The sequence below is a fragment of the Neglectibacter sp. X4 genome (genome assembly GCF_009917365.1).
Lineage (GTDB): Bacteria > Bacillota > Clostridia > Oscillospirales > Acutalibacteraceae > Acutalibacter.
The window spans coordinates 38,213-60,026 of record NZ_QWLE01000006.1 but is presented as its reverse complement, the minus strand read 5'-3'; the positions used below and the strand labels follow the sequence as shown (position 1 = coordinate 60,026).

At 57.3% G+C, this 21,814-nt stretch carries 16 protein-coding genes; 12 read left to right on the top strand and 4 right to left on the bottom strand.

The window, feature by feature from the left end:
* Positions 1-137 precede the first annotated feature (137 nt).
* Entirely contained in the window at positions 138-1,841 is a 1,704-nt protein-coding gene (locus D1841_RS04875) for a VanW family protein (RefSeq protein ID WP_161879889.1), read from the bottom strand.
* Between the two features lie 394 nt (positions 1,842-2,235).
* Between D1841_RS04875 and D1841_RS04870 the strand changes: the two genes are divergently transcribed.
* Positions 2,236-3,363, top strand: a complete 1,128-nt coding sequence (locus D1841_RS04870; protein ID WP_160641540.1) for a glycosyltransferase — start codon at positions 2,236-2,238, stop codon at positions 3,361-3,363.
* Positions 3,364-3,375: 12 nt separating this feature from the next.
* Positions 3,376-4,098 (top strand): DNA alkylation repair protein, encoded by a 723-nt coding sequence (locus tag D1841_RS04865; RefSeq protein ID WP_160641539.1) that lies wholly within the window; start codon positions 3,376-3,378, stop codon positions 4,096-4,098.
* Between the two features lie 104 nt (positions 4,099-4,202).
* On the opposite strand, the gene D1841_RS04860 is transcribed toward D1841_RS04865, so the two are convergent.
* A complete protein-coding gene (locus tag D1841_RS04860; RefSeq protein ID WP_160641538.1) occupies positions 4,203-4,460 on the bottom strand; it encodes a hypothetical protein in 258 nt (85 codons plus the stop codon).
* A 150-nt stretch (positions 4,461-4,610) separates the two neighbouring features.
* On the opposite strand from D1841_RS04860, the gene D1841_RS04855 reads away from it, so the two are divergent.
* The 10 genes from D1841_RS04855 to D1841_RS04810 all read left to right on the top strand — a co-directional run bounded on the left by D1841_RS04855 (position 4,611) and on the right by D1841_RS04810 (position 18,704).
* Positions 4,611-5,534 carry a 1-phosphofructokinase family hexose kinase gene (locus D1841_RS04855; RefSeq protein WP_160641537.1) on the top strand — a complete coding sequence of 308 codons (924 nt, stop codon included), beginning with the start codon at positions 4,611-4,613 and terminating at the stop codon, positions 5,532-5,534.
* Positions 5,535-5,895: 361 nt separating this feature from the next.
* Positions 5,896-7,026 carry a 5-bromo-4-chloroindolyl phosphate hydrolysis family protein gene (locus D1841_RS04850; protein ID WP_160641536.1) on the top strand — a complete coding sequence of 377 codons (1,131 nt, stop codon included), beginning with the start codon at positions 5,896-5,898 and terminating at the stop codon, positions 7,024-7,026.
* A gap of 131 nt (positions 7,027-7,157) precedes the next feature.
* On the top strand, positions 7,158-8,330 hold the full coding sequence (locus tag D1841_RS04845; RefSeq protein WP_160641535.1) for a toxic anion resistance protein: 1,173 nt from the start codon (positions 7,158-7,160) through the stop codon (positions 8,328-8,330).
* 223 nt (positions 8,331-8,553) lie between these two features.
* Positions 8,554-9,528, top strand: coding sequence for an AraC family transcriptional regulator (locus D1841_RS04840; protein ID WP_160641534.1), 975 nt, complete (start codon positions 8,554-8,556; stop codon positions 9,526-9,528).
* Positions 9,529-9,598: 70 nt separating this feature from the next.
* The gene (gene rhaB / locus D1841_RS04835) at positions 9,599-11,020 is read left to right on the top strand and encodes a rhamnulokinase (protein WP_160641533.1); all 1,422 of its coding nucleotides are present in this window, start codon (positions 9,599-9,601) and stop codon (positions 11,018-11,020) included.
* Positions 11,017-12,264: an L-rhamnose isomerase gene (locus tag D1841_RS04830; protein WP_160641532.1), complete on the top strand. Its 1,248-nt coding sequence runs from the start codon at positions 11,017-11,019 to the stop codon at positions 12,262-12,264. Before rhaB ends, D1841_RS04830 begins: the two co-directional genes overlap by 4 nt.
* Before the next feature lie 8 nt (positions 12,265-12,272).
* Positions 12,273-13,106, top strand: a complete 834-nt coding sequence (gene rhaD, locus D1841_RS04825; RefSeq protein WP_160641531.1) for a rhamnulose-1-phosphate aldolase — start codon at positions 12,273-12,275, stop codon at positions 13,104-13,106.
* Positions 13,107-13,495: 389 nt separating this feature from the next.
* Positions 13,496-15,607: a diguanylate cyclase gene (locus tag D1841_RS04820; RefSeq protein ID WP_160641530.1), complete on the top strand. Its 2,112-nt coding sequence runs from the start codon at positions 13,496-13,498 to the stop codon at positions 15,605-15,607.
* A 119-nt stretch (positions 15,608-15,726) separates the two neighbouring features.
* Entirely contained in the window at positions 15,727-16,089 is a 363-nt protein-coding gene (locus D1841_RS04815) for an Hpt domain-containing protein (RefSeq protein ID WP_160641529.1), read from the top strand.
* Positions 16,086-18,704, top strand: a complete 2,619-nt coding sequence (locus tag D1841_RS04810; RefSeq protein WP_160641528.1) for a response regulator — start codon at positions 16,086-16,088, stop codon at positions 18,702-18,704. Before D1841_RS04815 ends, D1841_RS04810 begins: the two co-directional genes overlap by 4 nt.
* A gap of 63 nt (positions 18,705-18,767) precedes the next feature.
* On the opposite strand, the gene mgtE is transcribed toward D1841_RS04810, so the two are convergent.
* Both mgtE and asnS read right to left on the bottom strand, forming a co-directional pair.
* Positions 18,768-20,102 carry a magnesium transporter gene (mgtE, locus tag D1841_RS04805; RefSeq protein WP_160641527.1) on the bottom strand — a complete coding sequence of 445 codons (1,335 nt, stop codon included), beginning with the start codon at positions 20,100-20,102 and terminating at the stop codon, positions 18,768-18,770.
* A gap of 310 nt (positions 20,103-20,412) precedes the next feature.
* Complete coding sequence (gene asnS / locus D1841_RS04800) at positions 20,413-21,804, bottom strand: asparagine--tRNA ligase (protein ID WP_160641526.1); 1,392 nt, start codon at positions 21,802-21,804, stop codon at positions 20,413-20,415.
* Between the last annotated feature and the right edge of the window lie 10 nt (positions 21,805-21,814).

The following is a 21,814-nucleotide window of genomic DNA, read 5'->3' as shown; positions in this document are numbered from 1 at the left end:
GCAAAGCAGCCTTTTCTGTCCTGTACCGCTCCTTTCTTCCTATATTCACAGGGGTATCCCCCCGCCGACCGGGCGAGGGGATACCTTCCTTCTTCTGCCGTTCTTGTACGGAAAGCCCCGGGCTTTTGCAATACGCGCTAATCCAAGAATCCCTGGGGCACGCCGCTGCCCTCTCCTGACCCGCCTTCAGGGGGCTGGGACACAGGCGGCTCCGGGTTAAAGCTGGGCACAGGATCCGGCGTAACCGGGGGCGGGGTTACCGGTGGAGGCGTGACAGGAGGCGGGGTAACCGGAGGAGGCGTAGGCTCGCTGGGCTTAATGGTGGGCGTGGGGCTGGGAGAAACAGAGGGCTTGGGAGAGGGCGAGGGCGAGGGCAGGGTATTGCCCTCCTCCTTGCCGGTGTCTATCTTGCTAGTGTCTGTGCCCTCCCCAATGATGAACACCTTGCCTGTAGGCGGATAGTAGGAAGAGGGCAGTTCTTCTGTGCGCACAGTGGCGTCGCCCTTCAGGAACGTGCGGTATGCCTTGGCGGAATAGCCGTTGTTCCCGGAGGTCTTGCGCTTATAGGCCCCCTTGGCAAGGCCCGCGTCCACCACAAAGCTTACCTCGGAAAGAGGGCCGGAAGAGCCGGTCTGCTCAGAGGAAACGCTGATTTTATCCCACTCCTTGGGGAACACCCCGAAGAAGCTTACGTGGAGATCCACATTGTCCATCCAGGCGGCAATATACACCGGGGCGTCCAGGGGGTTTTTAAATTTAAAGTCAATGTTCCCATAGTCCACCGTAGCGTCCAGGCCAATGGGACAGTAGGAAGAGGGCATGCTGTGGCATTCCCGGGCCGTAATTTCCATGCCCGCCAGCAGCGCGGCATTATACAGGGTGGTGGAACCCTGGCAGATGCCGCCGCCATACATCTGCACCAGCACCCCGCCGTTAATGCCTCCGGCAGGCAGCCACCCCCGGGATGGGTCTGTGCTGTCGCCCAGGGCTGTGTTGTAGGAAAATTCCTGCTCCGGCTCCAAAACCGTGCCGTTTACATGGGAAAGGGCCAGGCGCATGTTGCTGTTGCCGTTTTCCGTGTTGGTGGAGGTGGTGGAATAGGTGGAAAGGAGCTTAAAGTTTTCGTTTAAATAGCTTTGGGTCAGCTTGGGCTTTGTCTCCAGGAACGCCGCCTGGATATCCCCGTCATGCTTCTGGGAGAGAAGCTGCCGCACGCTTTTCAGGGTAGCGGCCATGTCCACCCTGACGCCGGCCTGCTCCTGGGTGAAGGAGAACTTTTCCCCGTTATAGCTTTCCACTGTGGCGTCCTTGGCCTCTACATAGCAGGTTTTTGCCGCGTCCTCCAGCTTCTGCCTGCCGCTGGGGGACAAATCCGCCACATAGGGCAGGGCATATTCCTGGGGGCTGCGGTTTTCCAAAAGCTTTGGCAGCTCTTTTTCCAGCACGTCCTGGATAACGAAATCCCCCTTTTGCAGCAGGATGGTGTCATCCTTGAACTTCACGCTGATTTCCAGGCTGTTCACCGCCTCCTCCAGGGCTTTCTTCGAGATATCCAGGGCCTCGTCCAGGGTTTTCCCGCCAATATTCCGCCCGCCCATGGTGGTGCCCGCTGGGAACAAGGAGGCGTCCTCCGCCGCTGAGGAAAGCAGGGAAGAAGTATCCTCCTCCGGCTTGGAGCAGGCCCCCAGCCCTGTAATCAAAAGCAGGGAGGCCGCCCCGGCCACCACCGCGTATTTCCAAAAATGCTTCATGCTTTTACCATCCTCTCTGCCGGCCTGCGCCGTGCTTTTTACCGTTTTATCGTCCTGCCGCTCCCCTGCGTTAGCTTCCCACGCTTCCAAACAAGGCTTCCAAAGAAAACCCTTCCATTCCCATGCCCGCAGAGGGCTTTTGCTGCGTGAGAGCGGCTTTCCCGCTTTTCGCATTTGCGCCGCGCAGCCTGCCGCAGTTTCAGGAAACAAAAAAGCCGGGCAGCGCAAGCGCCATTCTTATTATACCGTCTGCCCGGGGAAAAGTAAACGGGGAAATGGTTTCAATTTGATTAAAAAACTGGAATTTTTTCGGGGTGTATGTTACAATGTTTGTAATAAATTTTCAGGGCTTGTTTTGAAAACAGAGGAAGTGACGGATTTCGCGCAGGGCAAGGCGGCTGAACCCCAGGCGCCCAAGGGGCCAGAAGATGGCGCCCGCGCTTTTTCAAAAGGAAGCCTTAACTTTTGCGAGGGATATAAAACTATGAAAATCATGCTCTTAACGGCTGCTACCGGCGGGGGCCACATCCGCACGGCAAACGCCATAGAACAGTACATCCGGGACAACACCCCTTATGATGTTACCATCGTGGACACCTTAAAGGCCGTAGGCCGCCTGCTGGACAAGACGGTGTGCGACAGCTACCTGTTTATGGCCAAAAAGGCCCCGGCCCTTTTCGGCCACCTTTACAAGCGTACCAACAAGAACAGCCGTTTTTCCGACCTGGTGCCCAAGCTCAGCGGCCTGTTCAGCCGCCTGCTCTACCCCGCCATTGAGGCCTATGGGCCAGACGCCATCATCACCACCCACCCCTTTGCCACAGAAATGGCGGCAGCCCTGAAGGCAGACGGCCTTGTGAAGGCCCCCCTCATCTGCATCATCACCGATTACGGCGCACACCGGGCCTATATCGCCAAAGAGGTGGACGCCTATGTGGTGGCAGGCAGCCACATGCTGCCGGAGCTTGCCGCTTTCGGCGTGCCGGAAGAAAAAGTATATCCCTTTGGCATCCCGGTACACGGGGTGTTCTTTGACAAAAGCGACCAGGCCATGCTGCTGCGCCAGCTAAACCTCAGCCCGGAAACACCCACCCTGCTGTTTATGGCAGGCAGCTTCGGGGTGAACAACATCATCCGGCTGTACCGGGAGCTGGCTGCCACCAGCGTGCCCATGCAGATTATCGTTATCACCGGGCGCAACAAGAAGCTTTACGAGGCCTTTGAAAAAGAGGTTGCCCAGGAAAGCCAGGTGCCCACCCGCCTGCTGTATTTTACAGACGAAGTGGAGAAATACATGCACGCCGCCGACCTGTTGGTGACAAAGCCCGGGGGCCTCACTGTCTCCGAGGCTTTAGCCTGCAACCTGCCCATGGCTGTGTTCGACGCCATCCCCGGCCAGGAGGAGGACAACGCCAACTTCCTCCTCACCCACGACATGTGCGTGCGGGTGCAGAAGGACGGGGACTTTGCCGGGGAAATCTCCGCCCTGCTCCAGGAAAAGCAGCGGCTTTCCGCCATGCGGGAAAACTGCCGGGAGTTTGACAAGTCCCAGTCCATCCCAAACCTCCTGGCCCTGATAGAGCGCCTGGCAGGGCAGGAAACAGGCCAGTGAGGAGGACAGGCTATGGCTTTCACCCAGGAGGACTACCAGAAAGTGCTGCAGGAGCTTGCCGCCCAGGCAGACCCCCAGTATAAAGCGTTTCACGAGGGCCTTATCCCTGGCAGACAGATGACTTACGGGGTGCGGGTGCCCGTCATGCGGGCCATTGCCAAAAAAATCACCAAAGGCGACCCCCTGGGCTTTTTAGCGGCAAGCCTTCCGGCCTCTTATGAAGAGTGCATGGTGCGGGGGATGGTTATCGCGGGCATGAAGCTGCCCATGGAGGGGCGCCTGCCCCTGGTGGAAGGTTTCCTGCCCTTCATTGACAACTGGGCTGTGTGCGACTGCTTCTGCAGCTCTTTTAAGCTGAAAAAGCCGGAGGAACGGGAGGCCATGTGGCAGTTCCTGCTGCCCCTGTTCCAGTCGGAGGAGGAGTTTTCCGCCCGCTTTGCTGTGGTGATGTTCCTCTCCCACTTTGCCGCAGAGGACAAAATCGCGGAGGGCCTGTCCCTGCTGGAGGGCATGGGCCAGCCCCAGTATTACGTCCGCATGGCAGTGGCCTGGGCAGTGTCGGTGTGTTATGTAAAGTTCCCCGCCGAAACCCTGCCCCTTTTGGCCCGCCGCACCCTGCCCCCCTTCACCCAGAACAAAAGCATCCAGAAAATACGGGAATCTTACCGGGTGCCCCGGGAGGACAAGGACATGCTGCTGGCCTATAAGCTGCCCCTCCCCCCTTCCGTCCATTAGACGCAGAAGGACAGGCTTTGGCAACAGGCTTTCTAAAAAAGTTTTATCTGAATCGTTATGTAGAGGCCCGGGGATTTTGTGTCCCCGGGCCAAGAGCCAGTGTTTTATTCAGCAGCTTCGCTGTCCGGGCGGCTGCTGATGTCCTTTGTGGACTCCATGCTGCTGTCCGCCCTGCTGGAGCTGTCCGGATCCACTGCTTCCTCCAGCTTGGAGCCTGCCTTGCTGGCAGTGCTGCTGATAGCGCTGCCGGCCTTGGACACAGCGCTGGAAACGTCGCTGCCCACCTTGCCGTTGCCGCAGGCTGTAAGGCTTACGGCCAGAAGGGCGCACAGCGCAAGCGCCCCCAGAATTTTTTTACACATACCTTTCATGGTCATGACCCTTTCTGTACAAAATAGAGTTTTGAAACACTCTATAGCCTGCCCCGGCCAGGCAGGGATTATGCGGGCAGGAAAAAAATTTTTACAAATTGATAGAATCCTTTAAGAATGTTGTAAGGACGTGACTTTATTATGGTATATACGGTAACCCTCAACCCCGCCCTGGATCTCTCTGCCCCTGCCGCCCCGGCTTCCGGTGGGGCGGCCCGCTATGGGCAGGGGGACTTTATCGCCGGCGGCAAGGGGATCAACGTGTCCCTGCTGCTCACCTCCCTGGGGGTGGAGAACTGCGCCCTGGGCTTTCTGGGAGGCTTTACCGGCCAGGAGGTAGAGCGGCAGCTTGCGGCCCAGGGCTGCAAAACAGACTTCCTCCCCCTGCCCGCGGGCTGCACCCGCATCAACCTCAAGCTGCTGGGCGGGGACGGCGGGGTTACCGAACTGAACGGGGACGGCCCGGAAATCCCTCTGCCCTTTCTGGAAAAGCTGGAAGAGAAGTGCGCGGCACTGGGGCCTGGGGACGGGCTGGTGCTGGCGGGCAGCGTGCCCGCCTCCCTGCCAAGGGATATCTATGTCCGGCTGCTGGGGCAGGCCGCAGAGAAAGGCGTTCTTACAGTGGTGGACGCCTCCGGGGAGGCCCTGAAAGCCGTCCTCTGCCGCAGGCCCTTCCTGATAAAGCCCAACCTGCAGGAGCTGGAGGAGCTTTTCCAGGTGGAAATCGCCACAGTTTCCCAGGCCGCCGAATATGCCGGGATGCTGCGGGAAATGGGCGCCCAGAACGTGGTGGTGTCTATGGGCGAAAAGGGGGCGCTGCTGGCAGACAGCACCGGCAGGCGGCTTTTCTGCCGGGCCGCCCGGGGAGAGGCTGTTTCCGCCGTAGGGGCCGGGGATTCCCTGGTGGCAGGGTTCCTGTACGGCTGGAGCCTCCATGGCACCGGGGAGGGCGCTTTGCGCTGGGGCGTGGCGGCAGGCTGCGCCACAGCTTTTACAGCAGGCATTGCCCAGGGGGATATGGTGAAAAAGCTGTATCCCCTGGTGGGGAACCCCTATTCCCTTTAGAGGCTGTTTTCAAACAGCCTCTGGCGCTTTGCCCGCTCTCCCGCAAAAATGACAATAGGTTACAAAATATTACAAACAGTTTACAAAATGCGGGTTTTTCGCCGCAAATTCCCATTATTCACAGTTTGTTCATCATTCTAATAAGGAACCAGCGGCAGGATATCCCTTTGCCTGGAAAAGATATTTTCAAACGGAATGGCTATACCAGGTTGACAGAAAGTCGATTTCCACGTAAAATAAAAGTGGGGATTTAGATACTCTGAATAAAAAGGAACGGAACCCGGGGCGCCCCGGGCAGGTACATAACGAATGAGAGAAAGGAGCGGTACGGGCGCGGCCCTTATACCGCATGGCGATGCGTATGAACCAATATGGAAACAGGCCGTTGGAGGAGGAATACCGTGCCTCCCAGATGTATAGAAAGCTCACCGGGGCAGGGGCCGACAAGCTGGCAGAGGGCCTGGGCCGCGCCGCCGCCGGCATTGACGGGGCCATAAACGGCTTTGCCGCCGGCATGAAGGGGGGCGCCCGCCATCCTTATGGAAACCCAGGCGCCCAGCCCCGCCCGGCCCCTCCTCCCACCAACAAGGTGCCGCCGGGATACCGGCAGCAGCACGTCTATAAACAGCCCCCCCAGCAAACGCCGCCTCCTACCAATAAGGTGCCCCCAGGATACCGGCAGCAGGCATACCAGAAGCCAAAGGGCCAAACCTGGCAGACCGCTCCCAGGCCGGCCCCCCAGCCCGCCCGCCGCCCGGGAGGCGTCACCCCGGCCCCCGCGCCGAAAATGCCCCCTATGAAGGTGGTGCGCCGGGGCAGCCCCGCCAAGTTCTACATTACAGGGGCGGCGGCAGTGCTCTATTCCCAGATGTTCCCCATGTATAACATGTTTCACTTCGGCATATTTGCCCTGGTGCTGGTGCTGGTGTTTCTGGGTTCTGCCGCGCTTTTCAAGGGCAAAAAGGAATTTGTGCCTGTGGAGCCGGAGCCTGTAAAGCCCAAAGAACCGGAAAAGCCCCAGGAGGAGGCGAAGCCCTCCCGCACCGGGAACCCGGAGGTGGATAAGATTATCGACGAGGGCAACGGGTATCTCAGGAAGCTGCGGGCGGCAAACGACGCCATTCCCGACGAGGCTTTGTCTGAGGATATTGACCGCATGGAACGGGCTTCCGCCGATATTTTCGCCTATATTGCCGACCACCCAGGCAAAGCCCCGCAAATCCGCAAATTTATGAACTATTACCTGCCCACCACCCTGAAGCTTTTAGGCAGCTATGAGCGGCTTTCCCGGCAGTCTGTAAAGGGAGAAAACATCACCTCTACCATGTTCAACATCGCGGGCATGATGCATACGGTAGCCGACGCCTTTGAAAAGCAGCTCGACTCCCTTTTCACCGACGAGGCCATGGACATTTCCGCCGACATTACAGTGTTTGAGTCCATGCTGGAGCAGGAGGGGTTTGTGGAGGACAAAACAAAGCCTTCCCTGTAAGGCGGCAGGATTTCAAACGGATCCCAGCGCTTTTATGAAGCTGTACCAGCAGGCTATCCCATAAAGTTTCCCGGTACAGCTTCTGCATTTCTTATATCTTTTTGCACACATTTTTTGAGGAGGGACGCCACATGGAAAACGAACAGAAGCTGGCCCTGGAGCAGGAGGCCCCGGGCATACCCGCCCTGACTCTGGAGGGCCTGGAACCCCCGGCCCTGACCCTGGAGCAGGAAGCGCCGCTGGAGGAAAAGAAGCCGGAGGCCACCACTTTGGACGAAAGCGCGCTCACCCCGGAGGAGCAGAAGGTGGTGGAGGAGTTTTCTGAAAAGATAGATTTGCAGAACAGCACCATGGTGCTGCAATACGGCTCCGCGGCCCAGAAGAAAATCGCGTCCTTTTCCGACACGGCGCTGAACAACGTGCGCACCAAGGATCTGGGCGAGGTGGGGGATCAGATTTCCCATCTGGTGGTGGAGCTGAAGGGCTTTGACATTGACGAGGAGGAGAAAAAAGGCTTTTTCGGCTTCTTTAAAAACACAAGCAACAAAATAACCGCCATGAAGGCCCGGTATGACTCCGCTGAAACCAACGTGAATAAAATTGCTGCTGCCCTGGAGGCCCATCAGGTGCAGCTTATGAAGGACGTTGTGATGCTGGACAAGCTTTATGAGATGAACCTGAACTACCACAAAGAGCTTTCCATGTACATCATTGCCGGCAAAAAGAAGCTGCAGAAGGAGCGGGCCACCACCCTGGAAGAATTAAAGGCCAAGGCCCAGCGCACAGGCCTTGCGGAGGACGCCCAGGCGGCCAACGACTTTGCCCAGCAGTGCGACAACTTTGAAAAGAAGCTCCACGATCTGGAGCTTACCCGCATGGTGAGCGTGCAGATGTCCCCCCAGATACGGCTTGTGCAGAACAACGACAAGCTGATGACGGAGAAAATCCAGTCCACCCTGGTGAACACCATCCCCCTGTGGAAGAGCCAGATGGTGCTGGCCTTGGGCGTGGCCCACTCCGAGCAGGCGGTGAAGGCCCAGCGGGAAGTGACGGACATGACGAACGAGCTGCTGCGCCGGAACGCGGAGAAGCTGAAAATCAGCACCATCGAGACAGCCCGGGAGTCGGAGCGGGGCATTGTGGACATGGAAACCCTGCGCATGACAAACCAGTCCCTTATCCAGACCCTGGACGAGGTGGTGAAAATCCAGGACGAGGGCCGGGCAAAGCGCCGGGCCGCCGAGGCGGAAATCGGCCGGCTGGAGGGCGAGCTGAAGCAGAAGCTGCTGGACATCCACACCTAAGGGTGCTTTATGTCTCCGACGGCTTAGGGGTTTCACCCCTAAGAACCCCACCACCTTTGAAAAGGTGGACGAAACTTTTGCGTTTTCAAATTTTCTAATTTTTCTTTTATTTTTACCTGCTCCCGCTGGCTTGACCCAGGGAGGCAGGAGACAGTAAGGTTTTTGAAGATTGCAAGGGAACTTTTTCCTGAAAAAAGTTCCCTTGTCCGCCGGAGGCGACCTTATGCGTGAAGAATTGATGGAGCAACTGCGCCGGGTGACCCCCGAGGAGGAGCGGCTGCTGGCAGGCGGGGCGCTGGAACGGGAGCTTTACACCTCTCGGCGGGAATTCACTGTGGACAGGGAGAAGCTTTTAAGCCGGGGCAGGCTTATCACCGTGCGGCCCCACACCCGGTTTACGGCTTTCCCGGAGCATGCCCACAATTACATTGAAATCATGTACATGTGCAGCGGGCAGACGGTACACACCGTAAACGGCGGCCCCTCCCTGACCCTGGGGGCGGGAGAGCTTCTGTTCCTCAACCAGCACGCCCGGCACCAGGTGGCCCGGGCAGGCCTGGAGGACGTGGGCGTAAACTTCATCGTGCTCCCCCCTTTTTTCGACTATGCCCTGGAGCTTATCGGCACAGACAACGTGCTGGCCCGCTTCCTGCTGGAGGGCCTGCGCCGGGGCGGCGGGGAAATAAGCTGCCTGCACTTCAAGGTGGCAAAGGCTCCCCAGGTACAGAACCTGGTGGAAAACCTTTTGTGGAGTCTGGCCTGTCCCCAGCAGAACGCCGGCCGCATCACCCAGGCCACCATGGGCCTGCTGCTTTTGCAGCTTTTAAACCATGTGGAAACCCTCTCCTCCCGGGGGGATCTGCCCGGGGGCATGGTGCTGGCGGCCCTGCGGGAAATTGAGGAAAACTACCGGGAGGCGGATTTAACCCGCCTGGCACAGGAACGCCATGTGTCCCTGTCTTATTTAAGCTCCGCTGTGCGGCAGGCAACCGGGCGCACCTTTAAAGAGCTGCTGCGGGAAAAGCGCCTGAAAAAGGCGGCCCAGCTTTTGGCGGAAACCTCCCTGCCAGTGGAGGATATCATCGCGGCGGTGGGCTATGAAAACAGCAGCTATTTTTACAGGCGGTTCCGGGAGGACTATGGGATGTCGCCCAAAGAATACCGGGCGGAAAAGCCCCTGCAAAGTAAGGACGTATAAGTTTTAAAACACGTCCTTACTTTTTTATGCCTTTTGCGGTATAGTGATAGGCAGAAAGGAGCCATAGCCTATGGAAAACAAGCTTTATCTGGCAGTGGACATCGGCGCTTCCTCGGGCAGGCATATCCTGGGATGGCTGGAGGAAGGGAAAATCCGGCTGGAGGAGGTATACCGCTTTGAAAACAAGCTGCACAAAAGGGGCGGCAGACTCTGCTGGGACATGGAGGCCCTGTTCTCCCATGTCTTAGAAGGGATGCGGGCCTGCGCCAAGGCGGGGAAAATCCCCTGTGCCATGGGCATTGACACCTGGGCGCTGGATTTCCTGCTGGTGGGCAGGGACGGCGCGCCTTTAACAGACCCGGTGGCCTACCGGGACAGCCGCACCCGGGGGCTGCCGGAGGAGCTGGACAGGCTTATCCCGCCGGAGGAGCTGTATGCCCGGACAGGGATACAGCGCATGGAAATTAACACCATCTACCAGCTTGCGGCCCTGCAAAAGGAACAGCCGGGCACTTTCCAAAAGGCCAGCCGCTTTCTGATGGTGCCGGACTACCTCCACTACCGGCTGACAGGGGTGATGGAAAACGAATATACCAACGCCACCACCACGTCCCTGATAAATGCCCGGGAGAAAACCTGGGACAGGGAACTGCTGGAAAGGCTGGGCCTGCCTCCCCATATTTTCGGAGAGCCGCGCATGCCGGGGACGGTTTTAGGGGGGCTGCTGCCGGAGATACAGCAGGCCGCGGGGTTTAACTGCCAGGTGGTGCTGCCCGCCACCCATGACACAGGCTCCGCCTTTCTGGCTGTCCCTGCCCTGGACGAGGAGGGCGTCACCCTTTCCAGCGGCACCTGGAGCCTTTTAGGCGTCGAAAACCGGGAGCCTGTCACCACAGAGGCAAGCCGCAGGGCCAATTTCACCAACGAGGGCGGGTATCAGTACCGCTTCCGGTACCTGAAAAACATTATGGGGCTTTGGATGCTCCAGTCCCTGCGGCGGGAATTTGCCCCGGTTTCCTTTGGGGAGCTGGAGCAGGCCGCCCGGGCAGCCGAAGCTTTCCCCTCCCGGGTGGACGTGAACCACCAAAGCTTTTTGGCCCCGGAAAGCATGGCGGGGGCTGTGAGGGATTACTGCGAAACCACAGGCCAGCAGGTTCCCCAAAGCCTGGGAGAGCTTGCCGCCTGTGTGTACCACAGCTTGGCGGCCTGTTACTGGGACGCCATACAGGAACTGGAAAGCCTTACAGGGAAAAGATACCGCCGGATACACATTGTGGGCGGGGGCAGCCGGGACAGCCTGCTTAACGAACTGACCGCAAGGGAAACGGGCCTGCCTGTGTACGCCGGGCCTACAGAGGGCACAGCCCTGGGGAACCTGCTGGTGCAGATGGAAGCCGGCGGGGAATTTTCAGGACTTCTGGAGGCCCGGGCCTGCATCCGGGAAAGCTTTCCCATAGAGATAGTCAATTTTACAGAGGAGGAAGGGTTATGACAAGGTTTGAAAGCGCAAAAGAGCAGTATGCCGCCTGGGGGGTAGACGTGGAAAAAGCCCTGGCAGCCTTGCGGGAGGTGCCTGTGAGCATCCACTGCTGGCAGGGTGACGATGTTACCGGCCTGGAGGGCAGCGGACAGGCCCTTTCCGGGGGCATACAGGCCACAGGGGATTATCCTGGACGGGCCAGGAATTTTGAGGAACTGTGCGCTGACTTTTTAAAGGCCTGCTCCCTTATCCCCGGGAAAAAGCGGCTGAACCTCCACGCAAGCTACGCGGTTTTTGAGGAGGGGCAGCGGGCAGACCGGGACGGGCTGCTGCCGGAGCATTTTGCAAAGTGGGTGGCCTTTGCCAAGGAAAACGGCCTGGGGATAGACTTTAACCCCACCTTTTTCAGCCACCCCATGGTGAAGGGCGGCCTTACCCTCTCCTCCCCCCTAGAGGAGGTGCGGGCCTTCTGGGTGCGCCATGGCATCCAGTGCAGGCGCATTGCCTCTTATATGGCGGGAGAGCTTGGCTCCCCTGTGCTGTGCAACGTGTGGATTCCCGACGGGCTGAAGGACATCCCCGCCGACAGGCTGGGGCCGCGGCTGCGGCTGCAAAAGAGCCTGGACGAAATCTTCGCGGAAAAGCTGCCGGGGATCCTGGACTGCGTGGAAAGCAAGGTGTTCGGCATTGGGCTGGAGTCCTACACCGTTGGCTCAGCGGAGTTCTATTTAGGCTATGCCTGCACCCATCCCGGGGTTTATAACCTGCTGGACAGCGGGCACTACCACCCCACAGAATATATCAGCGACAAGATTTCCAGCCTGCTGACGGTTTTTGACAAGGTGCCCCTGCACGTCAGCCGCCCGGTGCGGTGGGACAGCGACCATGTGGTGCTGTACCAGGAAGAAATCCAGGAAATTGCCAAGGAAATTGTGCGCAGCGGCGCTTTGGAGAAGGTGCTTATCGGCCTAGACTTCTTCGACGCCTCCATCAACCGGGTGGCGGCTTGGGTTATCGGCACCCGGAGCATGGAAAAAGCCCTGCTGTACGCCTTGCTCCAGCCCTGGGAGGACATGAAGAACATGCAGGAAGAGGGGCGGTTTACAGAGCTTCTCATGACCGGGGAGGAACTGAAAACCCTGCCTTTTGGAGACGTGTGGGAGCATTACTGCCAGATGCAGGGCGTGCCCGGAGGCCGGGACTGGTTTAAAGAAGTGGAAGCCTATGAGCGTGACGTATTGCTGAAACGGATTTAGGAGGAAGCATGAAAATAACAGACACGGAGATACTGCAAGCTTTTATCCGCACCTGCGAGGACGGCTGGCTCCAGGGCTGGCACGAGCGCAACGGCGGCAACCTTACCTATCTGCTGAAGGCTGAGGAGGCGGAAGCCCTGAAGCCTTTCTTCCGGGAAGCCTGCGGGGAGTGGGTGCAGATGGGGGTGCAGGCGGAAAACCTGCGGGGGACGTATTTTATTGCCACAGGCAGCGGGAAATATTTCCGCAACGTGCCCCTTGCCCCGGAGGATAACCTGTGCATACTGGAAATCAACGATGCCGGGGACAGTTGGCGGATTGTGTGGGGGCTGGAAAAGGGCGGCAGGCCCACCAGCGAGTTCCCCAGCCACTTTCTCAACCACAGCGTGCGCAAGGAGGTTACAAAGGGGGAAAACCGGGTGATTTACCATGCCCACCCGGTGAACATTGTGGCCATGACCTACATCCTGCCCCTGACTGCCCGGGACTTCACCAGGGCCTTGTGGAAAAGCGAAACGGAGTGCCCGGTGGTGTTCCCCCAAGGCGTGGGGGTGGCCCCCTGGATGGTGCCCGGCGGGGCGGAAATTGCCCATGTGACAAGCGGGCTGATGAAAACCTACGACGCGGCGGTGTGGGCCCACCATGGGCTGTTTGTGTCCGGGCCGGATCTGGACACAGCCTTCGGGCTGATGCACACCATTGAAAAGGCTGCGGAGATTTACATGCTGGTGCAGTCTGCCGGGGGCGGCCGGACAGGGCAGACCATCCCGGACAGCGGCATCCGGGACATTGCCAGGGATTTCGGGGTGACAATCAACGAGGCTTTTTTAAACGCAGAGTAGAATATCCTCCTTTGCCATAAAGCCCGCAAAAGGCACAGAAAAGGCGCAAACAGCGCCTTTTCTGTGTTTTTTGCAGCATGGGAAGGATAGATAAAAAAAGCCTGTACAGGGGCGAAAAATTCCCGCTAAATTCTTCCCCTGAATCTGCCGAAAACTATTGCTATTTTCATCACTTTATATTACAATAATTATAGGGAATTTTGCGCTATGGGTTCTGGCTGTCCTGCTGTAAGGGACAGGCGGCTTTCCAGGCAGGCGCAAAACAGGCCCTTCCTCCGGCGGGCGGCGCCCGCCGCGCTATTTCTGTTACAAATGAAAACCTGACGTTACCCTGTTGGCGGCGCGTCCCGGCAGGCTGCCGTCCAGAAGATAAAGAGGGTGTGCATACTGTGTCCAGCTCGAACAGACAAACCATATTGATTGTAGATGACTCGGAAATGAACCGCTCCATCCTGGTGGATATGCTGGAGGGGGAATATGAAATGCTGGAGGCCGGAGACGGCCTGCAGGCTGTGGGCCTTTTGCAAAACCACAGCACGGAAATTGCCCTGATGCTTCTGGATATCGTCATGCCCAACATGGACGGCTTCGGCGTGCTGGAGGTTATGAACCGCAGGCACTGGATTGAATCTGTGCCTGTGGTGATGATTTCTGCGGAAAGCAACACCTCCCGCATTGACCAGGCCTATGAAATGGGCATTACAGATTTTATCAGCCGCCCCTTTGACGCCCAGATAGTCCACCGGCGCGTGAAAAACACCCTGCTGCTGTATGCCAAGCAGAAGGATCTGGAGGCCCTGGTGGCAGAGCAGATCTATGAAAAACAGCAGAGCAGCGCCCTGATGGTGGATATTTTAAGCCATATCGTGGAGTTCCGAAACGGGGAAAGCGGCCTGCACGTGCTGCATGTGCGCACGCTTACCGAGCTGCTGCTGCGCCGGCTGGTGCAGAAAACGGATCAGTACCACATTTCCAAGGACAATATTGCCGCCATGAGCATGGCCTCGGCCCTGCACGACATTGGAAAAATTTCCATCGACGAAAAAATCCTCAACAAGCCCGGCAAGCTGACGGCTGAGGAATTCGCCGTTATGAAAACCCACTCCCTCATAGGCGCCCAGATGCTGGAAAGCCTGAACATGTACCACGCGGAAAAGGTGGTCAAGATGGCCTATGACATCTGCCGCTGGCACCACGAGCGCTATGACGGCAGGGGATATCCCGACGGCCTGAAGGGGGATGAAATCCCCATTTCCGCCCAGACAGTGGCTTTGGCAGACGTGTATGACGCCCTGACCAGCAAGCGGGTGTATAAGCCCCCCTTCACCCATGAAAAGGCTGTGGAAATGATTGTGAACGGGGAATGCGGCACCTTCAATCCCCTGCTGCTCTCCTGCCTGGAAGATATTTCCGGGGACATTGCCAGGGAAATGGAACCCAAGGAATTTGAAGGCCCCAGCCAGGCAGAGCTTTCCGACATGATACAGAATCTTTCGCAGCATAAAGAGCTGAGCGCCTCCAGCCGCACCCTGCAGCTTCTGGAGCACGAGCGCATGAAGTACAGCTTCTTTGCGGCCATGAGCAAGGAGGTTCAGTTTGAATACACCATCCTGCCCTCTATGGTATCCCTGAATTCCTGGGGCGCCAAGTGGCTGGGCGTGGATGAAATCATTATGGAGCCTTTTGAGAACAAGAACCTGATGGGCCTGCTGGATGAACAGGACTGGCAGACCATTATGGAAATGCTGGAGGACACCTCCCCAGAGCACCCGTATGTTACCTATGAATGCAGGCTGCGCCACAACGACAAGTGGCGGTGGTTCCGGTTCATCATGCAGACGGTGTGGGAAGGGGAAGAACCGCCCCAGATGACAGGCTGCATCGGCAAGGCTGTGGACATCCACGATATGCGCACCAACCTGGAATCCCTGGAGCGCATGGCTTCCTATGACGGCCTGACGGATCTGCTGAACCTGAACAGCGCCCGCAAGCAGATTGAGGCCAGAATGAAGGCGCACCCGGATTCAAACTATGCCTTGGCTTTCTTTGACCTGGATCATTTCAAGGACGCCAACAACACCTATGGCCACGCTTTTGGCAACCATGTGCTGGCCCACGTGGCAGAGCTGCTCCGGCAGAATGTGCGCGGCATGGATATTGCGGCCCGGGTGGGCGGCGACGAGTTCATTATCTTCCTGGAATACCAGCAGGAGCTGGAGGCTGTTATACGCCGTATCTACCGCTCTATCAGCGGCGGGGATTTCCAGGGCTTCACAGTTTCCATGAGCATGGGGGTAGCCACCACGGAGATGGTGGAGCCTGTGTTTACAGATCTGCTGAAGGCGGCGGATCAGGCCCTGTATGCGGTAAAGCAGTCGGGCCGGGGCCGGTTCCAGTTCTATGACGGCACCTTGCAAAGCCTGAAGCCCACAAGGGGCAATTATGCGGATCAGTCTTTAAGCCCCATTGAGAGCAAAGAGGACGGGAAAGCCGAAAGCTGAATATTTACTATAAATGACAGAACACTTTCAGGCGTGTGCCGGCTGTATCTGCCCGGCAGCATTACGTATATTATCTATCCTGCCCTACAGAGGGCACATACAGAGAGGAGCAACCTACCATGACCCTTCAGGAATTGTACACAGAAATCGGCGGAGATTACAGCGAGGTCCGGGGGCGCCTGCCCAGCGACAAATTCATACAGAAATTCGTGCTGAAATTTTTGGATGACAAAAGTTATGATCTGCTGATTTCCTCCCTGGAGCAGGGCAACAGCGAGGAAGCCTTCCGGGCGGCCCATACCATTAAAGGCATGTGCCAGAACCTGGGCTTCAACACCCTGCTTGCTTCCAGCGCAGAGCTTACCGAGGCCCTGCGTTCCGGCCTCACTCCGGAGGCCGGGCCTCTGTGCGAGCGGGTGAAGGAGGACTATGGACGCACGGTCACCGCTATCAGAAGCTTCCAGGAGGGGATGTCCACATGAAATACAACACCATGCGCTTCCTGAAGGTCAGCCTGGCCTTGGTGGTGCTGCTGTGCGTTGTTGTCTTTACCTTCCTCGCCTACTATATGAACTACCAAAGTTCGGCTACTATCAGCGAAATTGGCACCATCTATATGGCTGGCCTCAATGAACGCATCTCCATGCACTTTGAGACAACTATCGACTATAATCTGAACCAGATTGAAAGCATTGTCCAAAATTATCCGCCCCGCAGCGCTGACTACGGCACCTTGGCTGAAAACATGGGCAGCAATGCCCTGGAGCGGGGCTTTGTCAGCCTTGCGCTGTATGCGGAGGATGGGGCCTTTGAGATGCTCTGCGGCGAACAGATCCAGGTAACGGATCCGGAGCCGTTTTTCCGCTCCATGCAGAGCCAGGAAAAGAAAGTGGCTGTGGGTACAGACGAGACAGATGACAGCATTGTGCTGCTGGGCGTGCCGGCAGCCTATGAGATGGCAGACGGCAGGGAAAGCCTGGCGCTGGTGGTGGCCCTGCCGACAGACTATTTCAAGCAAATTCTGGCCCTGGACTCTGATGAAAGCAACTCCCTGGTGTATTCCCACGTGATCCGCAAGGACGGCACCTTTGTAATCCAAAGCTCCGACGCTTACCGGGGCAACTACTTTGACCGCCTGCGCGCCCTGTATCAGGGGGAGAACCTGGAAGAAGCGGAAAAGCATATTACGGATCTCTATGAAGCCATGCAGAAAAACGAGCCTTACTCTGTGGTATACCATCTGCCCGGAGAGCGCCGGCACCTATACTGCACCTCCCTGCCCAATTCAGAGTGGTATCTGGTTACCGCCATGCCCTACGGCCAACTGGACGAAGTGGTGAGCAGCATGGGCAACACCTGGACAAGCCTTGTGCTGGGGGGCTGCGCCCTGATTCTCATTGTGCTGGGTTCCATTTTTGTATATTATTTCCGGCTGACCCGGCAGCAGATGGTAGAGCTGGACAATGCCAGGAAGACAGCGGAAAAATCCCTGACCATGGCGGTGGACGCGCGCCGGGACGCGGAAAAGGCCCAGCAGGTGGCGGAACACGCCAACAAGGCAAAGAGCGAATTTTTGTCCAACATGAGCCACGACATCCGCACCCCCATGAACGCCATTGTAGGCATGACGGCTATTGCCACCGCCAATATAGAAAACCGCCAGCAGGTGCAGCACTGCCTGAAGAAGATCTCCCTTTCCAGCCAGCACCTGTTAGGGCTTATCAACGACGTGCTGGACATGTCTAAAATTGAAAGCGGCAAGATGACCTTGAATATTGACCAGGTTTCCCTGCGGGAAGTGATGGACAGCATTGTTAGCATTGTCCAGCCCCAGGTGAAAGCCAAGCACCAGAACTTCAATGTCTGCATCTACGATATTTCCTCTGAAAACGTCTGCTGCGACAGCGTACGCTTAAACCAGGTGCTGCTGAATTTCCTTTCCAACGCCATTAAGTTTACGCCGGAGGGCGGCACCATTCAGATTACCCTGCGGGAAACGGAATCCCCCAAAGGGGCGGAATATGTGCGCATCCTTTTGCAGGTAAAGGACACGGGCATGGGCATGTCGGAGGAATTTAAGGAAAAGATATTCGACTCCTTCACACGGGAGGACAACACACGGATCCACCGCACAGAGGGCACCGGCCTGGGGATGGCTATCACCAAGTACATTGTGGACGCCATGGGCGGCACCATCCAGGTGGAAAGCCAACAGGGCGTGGGTACGGAATTCAACGTGACCCTGGACTTTGAAAAGGCGGAGGTGGCTGAGGTGGACATGGTGCTGCCTCCCTGGAACATGCTGGTGGTGGACGATGATCAGCAGCTTTGCGAGAGCACAGCCAGCGCTTTGCAGTCTATCGGCATAAAGGCGGACTGGGTTCTTTCCGGCGAGGAAGCTGTGGAAATGGTTGTGAAGAAGCACCAGCGCCGGGAGGACTACCAGGTTATCCTGCTGGACTGGAAGCTGCCTGGTATGGATGGCATCTCTACAGCCAAAGCCATACACGCCCGTATGGAAAGCGACATCCCCATCCTGCTTATTTCCGCCTACGACTGGGGCGAGATTGAGGACGAGGCCCGCCAGGCGGGCATAACAGGCTTTATCTCCAAGCCTCTATTCAAGTCTACCCTGTTCTATGGCCTGAAAAAATTTGCCGACGGCAAAGAAGAAGGGGAGCCAAAGGAAGAATCCCCTCACCATGCGATAGATTTTAACGGCAAGCACGTCCTGCTGGCTGAGGACAACGAACTGAACTGGGAAATCGCAGAGGAGTTGCTCACTGATTTGGGCCTCCAGTTGGATCACGCGGAGAACGGGCAAATCTGCGTGGAAATGCTGCAAAACTCCCAGCCCGGCCATTACAGCGCTGTTCTCATGGACATCCGTATGCCGGTGATGACAGGCTATGAGGCTGCTGTGGCCATCCGCAAGCTGGATCACCCAGACGCGAACCTGCCCATCATCGCCATGACGGCAGACGCTTTCTCCGAGGACATCAAGCACTGCCTGGACTGCGGCATGAACGCCCATGTGGCAAAGCCTATCGACGTAAGAGAAGTGGCCCGGCTGCTGGAAAAGTATATGGAAAACTAAAAAAGCCTGGAAAAGGCCGCCTGAGGATATCCTCAGGCGGCCTTTTCCTATTCTTCTGCCTTTTCAGATCCGCAGCACAGCCTTGGCAATGTTGAAATAAATCACCAGGGACACTGCGTCCACAATGGTCGTGATAAGGGGGCTTGCCATTACAGTGGGGTCAAAGCCCAGGCGCTTGGCTAAGATGGGCAGGGTGCTGCCCACAATATTTGCCACCAGCACCACCATTAAGAGAGTGAGGCACACCACTCCTGCCACTAAAAGCGTCACCCGGTCAATGAGCATAAGCTTGATAAAATTCGCCACAGCCAGGGTGCAGCCGCACATAAGGGCCACAGAGCCTTCCTTTAAAAGGATGCGGGGCACGTCCCCATACCGTATCTCCCCCAGGGACAGGCCACGGATAATAGTGATAGAGGACTGGGAGCCGGAATTGCCTCCAGTGTCCATCAGCATAGGGATAAAACCTGTAAGCACCACGCTGGCCGCCAAGGCATCCTCAAAGGAGTTGATAATGCTGCTGGTAAAGGTGGCGGAAATCATCAGAAACAGCAGCCAGGGCACCCGCTTTTTCCAGGTGTCCAAAATGCTGGTTTTCATATAAGGCTTGTCAGACGGGGCCATAGCCGCCATCTTTTCAATATCCTCTGTAGCCTCCTCCTGGATAACGTCAATGGCGTCATCCACTGTGACAATGCCCACCAGCCGCTCTTCCCCGTCCACTACAGGCAGGGCCAGGAAGTCATACTTGCTCAAGGCCCGGGCGGCCTCCTCCTGGTCTGTGTGGGTGGAAACAAATTTGATATTTGTTTCCATAATATCCCGCAGTACCGCGTCCTTTGGGGCCAGCAGCAGGTCTTTTACTGTGATAATACCCTCCAGCTTCCGCCGGCTGTCCGTCACATAGCAGGTATACACCGTTTCTTTTTCCACGCCTGTGCGACGGATGCGCTCGAAAGCCTGTTCCACGGTCATGCTGCGCTTTAAATCCACATACTCCATGGTCATGATGCTTCCCGCGCTGTCCTTGGGGTAATTGAGCATCTGGTTTATCATCTTCCGGGTATCCGCATCCACATGGCGCAGCACCCGCTTGATGACATTTGCCGGCATTTCCTCCAGCATGTCCACCGCATCGTCCACAAAGAGCTGCTCCATAACCTCCTCCAGCTCCTTGTCGGAGAAGCCACGCACCAGGATTTCCTGTGCGTCCGGGGGCATGTAGGCAAAGGCGTCTGCCGCCAGCTCCTTGGGGCAAAGCCGGAAGGCCACAGGCATTTTCTGCTCTGGCAGCTCCCCCAGCACCTGGGCCACGTCGGCGGGGTTCATGTCCTTTAAGAGAGCGGCGGCCTGGGAAAAGCCGCGCCCCTCCAAAAGCTCCAAAATTTTTTCTTCCATATTCCCGTACCTCCTTTACTATTTGAGAGATACGGCACAAAACCGGACAGGCCTGCCAGCCCGCAGAGCCTCCCCGACTGAAAATCAGCGGAAAGGGCAAAGGCGCGCCCCGCAGTGCCTCAACCATAATCGATCCGGTACTATGCCGTCGCTGCTTCGCGGAACGCTCACAATGTCCACCTCGCTTTTCCTGTCTGACTTCGTTCCTCTTAAAGAGTAGCTTTTTTCTGGGGATTTGTCAAGGGTTTTCTTTTGCAGGGGGGTGTCTGAATAAAAATCCCCCGGCTAAGCCAGGGGACTTAAAGCTATATTAAAACTCCGCTGTGCCGGTGGTGCGGGGGAAGGGCAGCACGTCCCGGATGTTCTGGATGCCGGTGAGGTACATCACCAAGCGGTCAAAGCCGATGCCAAAGCCGGAATGCACGGTGGTGCCAAAGCGGCGCAGATCCAGATACCACCAGAAATCCTCCTCGCTCATGCCCAGCTCTGCCATGCGGGCCTTCAGCACGTCGTAGCGCTCCTCCCGCTGGCTGGCCCCCACCAGCTCCCCAATGCCGGGCACCAGCAGGTCGGTGGCGGCAACGGTTTTGCCGTCGTCGTTCATGCGCATGTAGAAGGACTTGATCTCCTTGGGATAGTCGGTGACAAATACGGGCCTGCCGAAGTGCTTCTCCGCCAGATACCGCTCGTGCTCGGTTTGGATGTCCGCGCCCCACTCCACCTTGAACTCAAACTCGCCGTTGTGCTCTTTCAAAATCTCAACGGCGTCGGTGTAGCTCACCCGGGCAAAGTCGGAGCCGGCCACATGGCGCAGGCGCTCTAAAAGGCCCTTATCCACAAACTGGCTGCAGAACTCTACGTCCTGGGAACAGGTTTCCAGCACATAGTTAATAACATATTTTACCGTGGACTCAATCAGATCCATGTCGTCGTTTAAGTCGGCAAAGGCGATTTCCGGCTCGATGTGCCAGAACTCCGAAGCATGGCGGGGGGTATTGGAGCGCTCTGCCCGGAAGGTTGGGCCAAAGGTGTACACCTTGGAGAAGGCCTGGGCCATGCACTCCACCTGAAGCTGCCCGGAGCCGGAAAGGAACACCCGCTTGCCAAAGAAATCCTCGTGGTAGTCCACGCCGCCCTCCTGGGTGCGGGGCGGGTTTGCCGGGTCAAGGGTGGTCACCTGGAACATTTCCGCGCCCTCGCAGTCGGTGGCGGTGATGATGGGGGTGTGGATATACACAAAGCCGTTCTCCTGGAAGAACTTATGCATGGCAAAGGCCGCCGCTGAACGGATGCGGAAAGCAGCGCTGTAGAGGTTGGTGCGGGGGCGCAGATGGGCAATGGTGCGCAAAAACTCCACCCCATGGCGCTTCTTCTGCAGGGGGTATTCGGGAGCGGAGGCACCCTCCACCACAATCTTTTCCGCGTGGATTTCAAAAGGCTGCTTCATGCCTGGAGTGGCAAGCAGGGTGCCTGTCACCCGCAGGGCTGCCCCGGCGTTCTGGGCGGCAATCTCCTTGAAGTTTTCAATCTTTCCGTCCTCAAACACCACCTGCACGCCCTTGAAGCTGGATCCGTCGTTTAAGTCGATAAAGCCCAAAGCCTTGGAGTCCCGCACAGAGCGCACCCAGCCGCACACTGTCACCGTCTTGTCTTTGTAGCTGTCCAGGTCTTTATAAAATGCTGCGATTTCCTCGCGTTTCATGTCCTTCACT